We start from the raw sequence: 12,887 nt of genomic DNA, 5'->3' as shown, positions 1-12,887 counted from the left end.
ATAATATTGCATCAATGACTGCACTTCCTAAATTATAATTTACCCGAATATAATTATCCTGCAACTGCTGCATTCCTACTTCGTCAGATGCAAGTAATAAAGTAAAGTTATCATAGTGTTGTGGGTTGTCAGTTACGGTAACATCATAGTCTCGACCCGGCAAACGGTCATCGACGATAATGCAGTTAGCGCCGAATGAATTCAATAATGTGGTGATGATAGAACGCACTTCTTCCGACGTTATATCTAATAATACCGTGACGCCATCCAATAATTTCTCTTGCTCCTCCTCCTGCTCATTTTGGATAGCAATCGTAACTCGGATTGTATAACGCGTACCTATATCGACTTTGCTACGAATCTCTAATTGGCCGTTTAATTTTTTACATAATTGGTTACATAAAAAGAATGTTAACCCCGAACTGTGATTGTACCTGTCGGCTAATGTTTGGCTGAGGAAAGGGTAATTAAGATTACTGATCTCTCCATCAGAAATACCCGCGCCCGTATCGGTAATTTGAATAATCAGTTGTTCCGGCTGCCCAGGCTCATGATCCACATTGAGTGTTATCTTACCGTAAGCCGTCGTAATAATAGAATAATGCAGCAGCAATGAAAGTATTTTACGCAATACTTTTTCATCACCAATGTAATTTTGGTCAAGATCAACAAGATAATGATTAAACAGCGTTAAGCCTTTCTGATTAATCGCTGGCAGCACCTCCAAAAGGAGCCCATCAATTAATGCCGACAGGGAGAAACTGTGCTGTTCTGGTTGCCAATCCTGAGTTTCCAAACGTGTCAGTAAGGTAATATTATCAATTAGCTCAATGATACTTGCAGATTGTTCTGCCAGTTTACTCGTTAATTCATGCAGCAACGCTGGGTTAGTGGTGTTTTGTAATTCTTTGGCCGTTTGATTGAGGTTGTTAATGGGTTGGTTCAGTTCAATTCCCAGATTGTGGATCATGAGTTTACGGGCTTGCAGGCTTTTGTCATATTCACGTCTTGCCTGTTGTAGGCGCTTATTGACCAAAACTTCTTTATCCTGATCATGGAGCAGGAAAAGATAGGTTTCAGGCGATATCTTGCTGCGGAACATTCTGATTTCGTAAACTTCATTATTCACTGTACCCTGAATCACCCCGTGGTGCTGTTCTGCCATATGGGCAATTTTTTGCAGATTAAGGTGAGGCATCAGGTTTTCGGCTATCTGATTACTGGCGACTACCGCATTGCTGCTGAAATTATAAACCAACAGTCCCTGTGGCAAGCTGGTAATAATTTCCTGACTCAGTGATTTTTGAGCCTCTAATTGGTCGAGCATATCAGTACTTGGGCGAACGAATTGGCGACGAATAAAATAGCCACCCAAAACAGCCAGAGCCAGCAACAATATATTGGATAGGATCAGCCAGAAGTTATTTCTCAGCAAATCAATAGCCAGTACGGTCACCGGAACACGATAAACAATTTTTAATGAGGCATTGGCCAATGGCGCTGAAATTTCAACCCAATAGCCATTGAGTGTCACGCTGGCAGTGGCCGCATCCTCCGGTGCCATACCCTCATTAATCGGTGTTTTATCCGGTTGCAGCAGGAAGTTCGATCGCGCCATATTCGGCGGAATTAAGTCATTAATCGGCAGATCAAAGGCAATGACTGTTGCCAGATGGCCGGGATGATTAAAAGTGGTTCGAATCGTGAAATAGTAGGCGTTCTGGAAGCGCAATTTTCGCAATGGTGAGAAACTCTCGCGCTCATCTAACGTATTGGCCTGTTGGAGCATTTCAGCTCGCCGAGACTCTGCGGCGGCGGTCAGGTAGCTTTCTTTAAAACGCGACGTGACTTCCTTTAAGGCCTGAGTGGTGATGAGGGTTAGGCTATTGTCCTGGCCGTTCAGATAATACATCGAGTAGGTATCATTCTGCGCCCCCCAATGGCTGTCGAGATAGTCCGACAACTGTAAGGTCATAGCGAGTGTTGCGGGCTCGTGATTACCAAAAATGACGGTATCAGTTTTTCTGCGCGGTTTTTCAATATAGTAAATATCAGGGCGCAGACGCACTTCTTGGGCGGAAAGAATATTTTTATCCGAGATAGTCGGATTATTGGCAAAATCATATATCTGGTAGGTATGGTAACGATAATCATCGATACGTTGCTGCAAACCGGTGGCAATATAGCTCAATGCGTGTTTTTTTTCTGTCAGGTAGGCATTGGTATAGTTGTAGCCATACAGCCCAACGGTGATGAGCAGTAATACAATAAACAGCCAGAGGCAGCGCGTAATGTTAGCTGAACTGGGTGATAACGAGTTATTTTGCATAACGATAATGCATATTCCTTGGTTAGCGCGTGACGGCTTTGGCGCTGGCTGTCACTGTGAGTAACAAGACGGCCACGCAGCCAAAAGCGACCGATAAGTTACTGAGTTGGGCAACAAAACCAATGGCCGCAGGGCCTGCCAGAATACCGGCGTAACCGATAGTGGTTATAGAGGCCACCGCTAAATTGGCTGGCATGACGGTTTGGTTGCCTGCAGCAGTGAACAGGATAGGCACTACGTTCGATGCCCCCAACCCCACGAGCATAAAACCAATAATGGCGGCCATTGGGCTATCAATGCTTATCGCGATGATAATCCCCACAGCAGCACATAAGCTGCCGCCTAATAATACCTTGTATCGGCCCAATCCGTTGACAATCCGATCACCATTTAACCGGCCCAGCGTCATCGCAATAGCAAATACCGCATAACCCATCCCCGCTTGTGAGGGTTCCATGCCGCGCAGTGTAGTCAGGAAAACGGCACTCCAGTCCAGCATTGAACCTTCTGCCAGGAACATCACAAAACACAAAAAACCGATAAACATCACCCATCCGCGCGGCAGCACAAATAGTGGGCCATCATGAGGCTCTCCACTGCCTTGTAACAGGTTTTTATTAGCAGTCAGTAATAGGATAATCATTAATGCAACAGTGGCAATGATGGCCGTGAGTGGGCTTAAACCCAACCATAATAATGCACTGACACCGCCCGCACCGGCAATCCCGCCGACACTGAATAACCCGTGGAAACCGGACATCATTGCTCGTCCACTGGCCTTCTCAACAATGACCGCCTGAATATTCATCGCAACATCTATTATGCCCATCGCCGCACCGAAGACGAGCAGCGCCAGCGCCATCGTGATGGGGGTATTCATCAATACCAGCAAGGGGAGGTCGAGGCAGAGCACAGCTCCCGCTAACAAAATCACCGCCCGGCATCCCCATTTTGCTGTGAGTACTCCCGTTAGAGGCATCGCGAGCATCGATCCGACACCGATACATAATAGCAGTAAGCCGAGCGATCCATCATTGAGGCCAATACGCTCCTTGGCAAATGGCACCAAGGGTGCCCAGGCGGCCATCCCTAGTCCGGCAATGAAAAATGCGAGCCGAGTCGAGACTTGCTGCGCAACACCTGGCTGCAATGTTGATTGGTGTGTTTTGGCGGTCATGAGGTATAGGATCTGCAATTGATATGAATAATAAATATAGACAGACGTTTCTATCACAAAGCGAAATGCGGGTCGAAGGGATTTATCTGGATTAGCACAAACTTAGCAACATTACTTATAAGGTTACTAAGTTTTATTGCCATTCTGGTTGAGTTTTGTTCAAACCGCCCATCTAAACCCATAATTCAATAAATCTAAACTATGGTGAGGTGAATGCCATGGAGATGTTGCACAAATGTAACTTTTATTCATTAATTTTAATAACTATTTACATGAGTGAATAATTCATTTCTGCCTGTTTTTATTCTGTGGTGTGATATTGAAATAATAATATTATTTCATATTTATCATGATTATACGGTTTTGTTTTGGTTCTTTTTGCCGTTTTGTGATCGTTTTCTATAATTAAGATTATTAATATTTATGAATTAAATGAAATTTTTTATTGTGCAGATGTAACAGTATCTATTTATATTTAAGTAGTGTCCGCCAGCTTGCTGTCCGAGAACACATTAAAAAAACAAGATAAACATCGATTGCGCTGATTTCTTTGCTGTTATTAACCACACCAGAAACAAGCTTAAACCCTCTTGATTGAGGTGTTTATTTACCCTCCGGCGTCCGACTTATCTGGCCCCCCGATAAGCTCTTACGTGGAGACAGTGACTTGCTTGATTTTTGAGGTTATCCATGGCGAATTCAGCGGTTGGCGCAATTGATATTATTTCGCGGCAAAACGGGGCATTGATTTCAGAGGTTGCTGGTCATCAGTCAGTCGTGGCGCTTAACGGGTTGAGCATCGTGCGGATTCATGGCACGGCAGACAGTGTCGCCAGCTATGAGCGTCAGGGCAATGACCTGATTTTGCATATGAAAGATGGCACTACGGTGCGATATCAGCACTTTTTCACCGCCGACGCTGAAGGGAATTTCAGCGAGTTGGTGTTTGATGATGGTGTTAATCCGCCGGTGCATGCCACTTTCCCAGCCGCTATGGGAGCCGCCGCTGGCGCTGATGCCATTTTGGTGCCGCAATTGACTACCATTGATAGTGTCGCGGGGCTGGCGCTGGGAGGAAGTGCCAGCTCGGCAGGGCTATTGGCGGGCGCATTAGGCTTTCTGGCGATTGCCGGCGGTATTGGCATTGCCGCATCACACAACAGTAATGGTAACTCAGGTGGCAGCAGTTCGGGAGGAAATAACGGCGGTAATCCGAACCCTGCACCCACATTGACAGTCAACCCATTGACCGGCGATAACCGCCTCAATGGTAGCGAAGTGAATTCCAATCAAACCTTAAGCGGTACAACGACGGGCGTTGCCGCCGGGCAGTTGGTGAATGTCACGATTAATGGCACCACCTATACGGCGAAAGTTCAAGCCGATGGTTCGTGGAGCGTTTTATTACCGGCCGGAGTGCTGCAAGGTTTACATGACGGTAGCTATCCGGTAGTGGTGACGGTGGCCAATGGTAGCGGCCAGACTGCGCAGCAAACTGTCACGCTGGTGGTTGATACTACCGCGCCAACATTGACCCTCTCTCCCGTCGCCGGTGATGGCATTATCAATGCAGCTGAAGCCAAAGCGACAGTTGCTATTGGCGGAACATCATCAGCCATTGGCGCAACCGTCACCGTGGTATTTAACGGGAAAACCTATACCGGCACGGTACAAAGTGATGGGCGCTGGAGTGTGGATGTTCCAACCAGCGCGTTGGTTGGGTTAAAAGACGGTTCACAGTCGATATCGGCCACAGTGAGCAACAGTGCCGGTAACAGCGCCAGTGCCAGCGGAAGTGTGATGATTGATGCCGATCCTCTTAACTTCCCAACGTTACTCTTCAACTCATTTGCCAGCGACAATCATCTGAATGGTGCTGAGCAGAAAGTCAGTCAGACATTAAGTGGTGCAACCACCCATGTTGAAGCGGGCAGATTAGTGCTTATCACGCTGAATAATAAGACCTATAGCGCCACGGTTGGGGCGGATGGCAAATGGAGTACTCAGATACCGCCAGCCGATTTGGCGATGCTCACCAATGGGTCAACGACTATCCATGCTGAAGTGACTAATACTGCGGGCAATCCGGCCAGTAAAGACAGCACTCTCACGGTAGATAACACCCAAGGCGGTTTGGGAATCAACCCGGTTGCTGGCGATAACCTGATTAACGCCAATGAAGCGCTGACTGATTTGACTGTCACGGGCACCTCGGCAGGGCTGGCCGTGAATACGCCAGTCACGGTCACATTAAATGGTGCTACTTACAGCGGCACTGTGGATGCCAATGGCCACTGGAGTGTGCTTATCCCGAAAGGGGATTTAGACCAACTGGCGGATGGCCCGATCACCTTAACGGTGCAAGCCACTGGGTTACCCGATGCCACCTTGCCACTCGGGATTTATATCAATAATCTGCCAGCGGCGACATTCAGCACGCCTTTTGGTGATGGAAATCTCAATGGTACCGAGGTGAAGAGCGACCAAACACTCCAGGGTTCAACGGGGGTGAATGGGGCGGGTCAGACGGTAACAGTGAGCTTTAATGGCGTGACGTATCACCCGGTGGTGGCGCTAGATGGCAGTTGGTCGCTGGTTTTCCCTTCCGCTGTTTTACAGATGCTGGGGCAAGGTAATACTCCGCTGCTGGTGACCGTCAGTGATATAGCGGGGAATAGCAAAAGCCAGCTACTGACAGTGAATGTGGATACTCAGGCCCCGACACTGACGATCAATCCCGTTGCTGGTGACGGCACCATTAATGCCATTGAAGCTGCCGCGCCGATAACCCTCAGTGGTCGTAGTTCTGAGATTGGCGCGACAGTCGTCATTACCTACGAAGGGAAAACTTATCAGGCAATTGTCCAGACCGACGGTTCCTGGCATGTCGACATCCCTGCTGGCGCATTAACGGGGATTGCTGATGGCAGCCACCCGTTAACGGCGACGGTAATGGATGCGGCGGGTAACATCACTAACGTCACCTCGAATGTGACGTTAGACGCCAATCCGGTCAATCTGCCTACCTTATCCATCAATACCTTTGCGGGTAACAATATTCTCGATGCTGCCGAACAGCGCGTTGATCAAATAATCAGTGGCACCACCACCCAAGTAGAGTCAGGCCGTGTGGTCACTATCTTGCTGAACGGTAAAACCTACCAGGCCACGGTGGGTGCTGATGGGAGCTGGAGTGTCAAAGTCAGTGCCGCTGATCTGGCTCTGCTGCTCAATGGCAATGCCAGCATCACGGCAACCGTCGCCGATGCCAGCGGTAATAGCGTTACTGAAACACATAATATTACCGTCAATGATAAGTTAACCGGGCTGGGTATCAATCCGGTGACGGGCGACAACCTGATTAATGCGGCTGAAGCAGCGGCAGGTGTCACTGTCAGCGGCACATCATTCAATGTGAATGCCGGGCAAACAATCACCCTGACATTAAATGGTAAAACCTATACTGCGCAGGTGGGGGCGGATGGGCGCTGGAGCACCCAGATTCCAGCGGCTGCTCTGGCTCAATTAGCCGATGGCAGCGCGGTGATAACCGCCAGTACCACAGATGCTAACGGCAATCCCATTAGCAGCTCGGCAAATCTGGGCATTTATACCCATACGTTACCTACCGCCAGCCTGACTCCACCTTTTGGCGACGGCACACTCAACAGTACGGAAGTGGCGCTCGGCCAAACATTAACTGGCAGCACCGGTGTGACTGGCAGTGGTCAGAAAGTGAGTGTGACCCTTGGCGGGGTGACCTATGCCGCCACGGTTGCCGCAGACGGCAGTTGGTCATTACAACTTCCCACCAATGCATTACAAGGATTGGGGCAAGGCAGCCAGTCACTGGTGATTACTGCCAGTGATGCGGCCGGTAACAGCAATACATTGAATGCTCAATTCAAAGTGGATACCCAAGCCCCCACTTTAACTGTTGCTCCGATTGCAACAGATAACATTATCAATGGCACAGAGGCCGCCGCCAGCATCACTGTTCGGGGTACCAGCTCGGAAATCGGTGCCATTGTGAAAGTGAGTATCGGCGGGCAACTGTACTCCGGTGCGGTGCAGCCCGATGGGAGCTGGAGTGTCACTATTCCGGCCGGTGCGCTGTCATCGCTAGGTGATGGGCGTTATGTCGTCAGCACGCAAGTTCAGGATGCGGCCGGTAACAGCACCACCGTGACACAAAATGTCATGCTGGATGCCGATCCACGTAATTTCCCCACCTTGTCTATTAATGCCTTTGCGGATAACAATATCCTGGATGGCGCTGAACAGAAAGTGAGCCAGACCCTCAGCGGCAGTACCACCGGCATTGAGGCTGGACGAACCATTACGATATCCCTTAATGGGAAAACCTACAGCGCAACGGTGGATTCCGCCGGTAAATGGAGTACAACCATTCCCGCCGGGGATTTGGCGTTACTGACCAATGGTACGACGAATATTACCGCGACAGTCAGTGATGTGAATGGCAATGCCGCCAATGGTAGCCACACTATTATTGTCAACAATACTCAAAGCGGGATTGGTATCAGCCCGCTGACCGGTGACAACCTGATCAACGTGCAGGAAGCGGCGGCAGGTATCACGGTGAACGGCACTTCCAGTAATTTGAATGCCAACCAGACCATTACGGTGACGCTAAATGGCAAAACCTACACCACCACTACCGGATCGAATGGGAATTGGAGTCTGGCATTGCCCGCCGGTGATTTGGCCTTGTTGGCCGATGGCAAAACCACACTGACCGCTACCGCGACGGATAGCGCCGGGAATACGGTATCCACCAGCAGCGAACTTGGGGTTTATATCCATAGTCTGCCGGCGGTTGTGACCAACCTCCCCTTTGGTGATGGCACCCTCAACCAAACCGAGGCCGGTATCAGCCAAAGCTTAAATGGCACCACCGGTGTGACGGGCGCAGGGCAGTCGGTGACGGTGACTGTAGGGGGCAAAATCTATCAGGCCGCGGTGGGTAATGACGGTCAGTGGTCATTAACATTGCCACCGAGTGTGTTGCAAGGGCTGGCACAGGGCGGGCAGTCAATTAAGGTGCAAGTTACTGATGCTGCGGGGAATACCAATAGCGCCACCACCGCCATTTCGGTTGATACATTGCTGCCTGAATTATCGGTGGGGAAAATTGCCGTTGATGGCGTCATAAATGCCACTGAAGCGGCAGCCAACATCCCGGTATTTGGCACCTCGAATGAAGTGGGCGCTTTAGTTAATGTGGTGATAAATGGCCAAACTTACAGCACCAAGGTGAGCAATAGCGGTAGTTGGAGTGTTGATATCCCGGCGAACACCCTCAATTTGTTGGCCGATGGAACCTATCCCATCACCATTTCCATTCAGGATAGTGCTGGTAACACCACCACCGTGACTGAGAATATCAAGCTGGTCACCCAGTCGGTTCCGAACCCAACCCTGAGTACCCCGTTTGCTGATGGCTATCTCAATGCCACAGAAGTCACTTCCAGCCAAACATTAAGCGGCAGCACCGGTGTGAGTGGCGCGGGGCAAAAGGTGGTGGTGACGGTGGGCGGGGTGGTTCATACGCTGGTGGCGGATAGTCAGGGCAACTGGCAATTAACCTTACAACCGGCTGAATTACAAAATTTGCCCAATGGCAATGTCGTGATTTCAGTTACCGCCACCGACAGTGCAGGCAATAGCAACAGTTATACTGGTAGCGCGACGGTGGATAAAATTGCCCCCGCGCTGGTGGTTAACCCTATCAGTAATGACAATATCATCAATGCCATTGAGGCCCTGAGTACCGTCAATATCACGGGTAGTGCGCCGCAATCTGAAGCGGGACGAACAGTGTCGGTGCAGCTAAACGGGGTGACTTACAGCAGTTTGGTTCAACCGGATGGCACCTGGAGTATTCCGCTGAGTAACAGCGTGCTGCAAGGGCTGGCGGACGGTAACTATCCGGTGCGGGTGACAATCAGTGATAGCGCCGGTAACCAAACAATAGTCGACCGCACGCTAACCATCGATGCCTCGCCAGCTAATCTCCCAACGGTCACGATTAGCAGCATCTCGGGTGATAACTTTATTAGTCGTGATGAGTCCACCAAAGATGTGTTGATCAATGGGGTGTCCAGCCATGTTGAGTCCGGGCGCACCGTCAGTGTGATGCTCAATGGCAAAACCTACAGCGGCATCGTGCAAAGTGACGGCAGCTGGCAAGTGACGGTTCCGGCAGCCGATGTCAGTAAGTTACCGGAAGGGGCCTTAACTGCGCAGGCGACCGTGACTGATGTGGCGGGGAACCCAGCGAGTGATACTCATCAGGTCACAGTCATTGCCTCTCTGGCAGACCAACCTGTCTTGACGGTCTCCACGGTCACCAGTGATGACATTATCAATTATCAGGAAAGCCAGTCAGCACTGACCATCAGTGGCAATAGTCAGCGGGTACAAGCAGGGCAAACCGTGACCGTTAGTTTACACGGCAAGAATTACCAAGGCGTGGTTCAGGCTGATGGCAGTTGGAGTGTGTCGGTTCCGGCGGGTGATGTACAGGCGCTGCCACAAGGCAATAATGTCATCAATGCCACCGTTAATGATGTGGCGCAAAATCCTGCCAGCTCGACCCATAATGTCACCGTCGATACTCAGGCTCCGCTACTGACTGTTGATGTACAAACCAATCTCGACAATGTATTGAATCTGGCCGATGCCTTGCTGGGGCTGGTGGTGAAGGGCACTTGCGCCGGTGAAACAGGACTCACCGTCACCGTGACGCTAAATGGTCATAATTACAAGACGCAGGTACAAAGTGATGGCAGTTGGAGCCTGACCATTCCTTCCGCTGACCTGTTGCTGTTAGGGGATGGCCCATTAGCGGGCGGCGTGAAGGTCAGTGTGACCGATGCCGCCGGTAATGAAAGCCACGATATCACTAACCTCAATGTGGCCATCAATGCTCTGCCGACACTGACTTTAGCGCCGTTGTTTGGCGATAACGTATTAAGTGTCGGTGAGATAAGTGCCAATGCCACTCTGACGGGCAGTTGTAGCAACTTAGCCGTCGGTACTGCGGTGGTGGTATCAATTAATGGTCAAAATTATAGCGGCAGTGTGACCTCGAAGGGTGTCTGGTCGGTCAATATCAGCGCCGCAGCCCTGCAAAGTTTGAACGACGGTATGACGAAAGTCACCGTAAGTGCCACGGATGCGGATTCGGGTAACAAAGCTTCGGCTAGCGCTGACTTGGATATCTTAATTCATAATGTGCCGAACATTACCCTGCCCGCCTTGCCGTTTGGTGATGGTTATCTAAACAAGTTAGAGGCCGCCGCCAGCCAAATTCTGACTGGCAATACCGGTGCCACCGGCAGTGGGCAGACCATTACCTTGAAAATTGATGGGGTGACCTATCCTGCCACGGTGGCCTTGGATGGCACTTGGATCTGTGCGTTACCGGCGGGAGCATTAAATGGTTTAACTGATGGCTCGCACACTATTTCCATCACCGTGACTGACCGGGTAGGTAACAGTGATACCGAGTCAGTGACCTTCAATTCTGCATTGAACATTAGCCCTGCGCCGACCTTTGACGCAGGATCAATCATTGGCGGCATTCTCAATGCAGCGGAAGCGGCGGCGGGCGGGCAATTAACCGGCAGCACCGGGATTGTCGGCGATAAGCTGCAACAGGTCACCGTGACCATCAATGGCACCGGTTATGCGGCGACGGTGACCGCAGACGGAAAATGGACATTAACCTTGTCACCCGATGTGCTGCAAGCCTTACCGGAGGGGACCTGGGATGTTACGGTCACCGCCAAAGATGCCGCCGGTAATAGCGGTTCGCTGACCAGTCAGGTTGAAGTGCTGACTCACAATTTACCGCATCCGACACTGGTATTGCCGTTTGGTGATGGGGTGCTCAATCATGCTGAAGCATTATTGGGTCAGACATTGAGTGGCAGCACTGGCGTGACGGGCGTCAATCAGCAAGTGGCTATCTCAATAGATGGCAAATTAGTCCAAACCATTACCGCAAATCCTGATGGCAGTTGGTCATTACCGCTACTGACTGGATCACTCGCCGGGCTGACAAACGGGCCACATACCATTGGAATTAAAGTTACGGACCGTGGTGGTAATGAAGTCACTATTTCACCCGAGATTACATTTACTTCACAACAGCAGGTGCCAACGCCATCTATCGATACACTTTCCTTCGGTGCCAGCATCAATATTGCCGAAGCCGCACTGGCGACCACTATCAGCGGTAAAACTGGCATAACCGGCAATAATCAAAATGTGCAGTTGAAGATTGATGTGGGGGGTATCAGCTATAGCGGAGTGGTCGATGCTAACACCGGTAACTGGACGGTGACTATTCCTGCAGGAGCCTTAAACGGCCTGACGAATGGGCAGCATCAAATGAATGTCACCGTGACTGACTCCGCCGGTAACAGCAACACCCAATCAGCCAATTTTGACAGCTTCCTGACACTGCCTGTGCCCACCATTAGCACTCCTCTTTTTGGTGCGACATTGAATCTGGCTGAGGCGGGCAGTGATCAATTATTGACCGGCACCACCGGTTTGCTTAACACGGCGCAAACCGTGAAAGTGACGATAAATGGGGTGGTCTATAGCGCTAGTGTCAGCAGTGTGACAGGGGTGTGGAGTGTCACGGTACCGACGGCTGATTTAAAACAGATTCCTGATGGCCTACAGCAACCGATCAGAGTGGATGTCACTGATGGCGGCGGTAATACCGGCAGCAGTTCGCTCAATATTGGTGTCGTGACGCATAATTTACCGACCGTTACCGTCGATGCGCCCCTATTTGGTGCTGTTCTGGACTTTGATGAAAGCAAAATTCCCCAACTGTTAAGTGGTTCTACTACCAATATGGCTCAAGGGAGTTTGGTCAATATTAGCTTCGGCACCCTCAATCTCACCGCTATGGTAGGGGCTGATGGCAAATGGAGCGCGTGGGTGAGCACCTCTCAATTGGGCACATTAGGTGGCATCACCACCATCAGCGCCACGGTGACCGACAGCGCCGGTAACGAGGGTCATACCGCGACGCCAATCAATGTTAACGTTAATCTCAGCCCACCACCGGTGGTGCTAACCATTAATCCCATCGCCACTGACAATATTATCAATGCTATTGATGATCCCTTGGATATTACTATTAGCGGTAAGGTCACGGGGGCGGGAGCATTGGGTGGCACAGTGCTAGTGACTATTAATGGTATTCCACTGATTGCCCCGATTGTTTTCGGCGCGGATGGTAACTGGTCGGTGACATTACCGAAGCTCAGCTTCCCCGATGGCAATTATCAGATAACGGCCAGCGTAGTGGGGGGCACGGCCTCTGAACAGGTCGGA

The 12,887-nt window shown here is 50.4% G+C and carries 3 protein-coding genes; 1 reads left to right on the top strand and 2 read right to left on the bottom strand.

The window, feature by feature from the left end:
• The coding region (gene rcsD, locus ACNSO8_RS07920; protein WP_418394337.1) for a phosphotransferase RcsD at nucleotides 1–2,329 on the bottom strand (2,329 nt) is incomplete at its 3' end.
• 22 nt (nucleotides 2,330–2,351) lie between these two features.
• On the bottom strand, nucleotides 2,352–3,506 hold the full coding sequence (locus tag ACNSO8_RS07915) for an MFS transporter (protein WP_418394336.1): 1,155 nt from the start codon (nucleotides 3,504–3,506) through the stop codon (nucleotides 2,352–2,354).
• 690 nt (nucleotides 3,507–4,196) lie between these two features.
• On the opposite strand from ACNSO8_RS07915, the gene ACNSO8_RS07910 reads away from it, so the two are divergent.
• On the top strand, nucleotides 4,197–12,887 hold an 8,691-nt coding region (locus ACNSO8_RS07910), incomplete at its 3' end, for an Ig-like domain-containing protein (RefSeq protein WP_418394335.1).

The sequence above is a fragment of the Yersinia sp. LJYL362 genome (assembly GCF_048323875.1).
The sequence above is the reverse complement of the archived record's forward strand: the minus strand, read 5'-3'. Positions and strand labels throughout refer to the sequence as shown.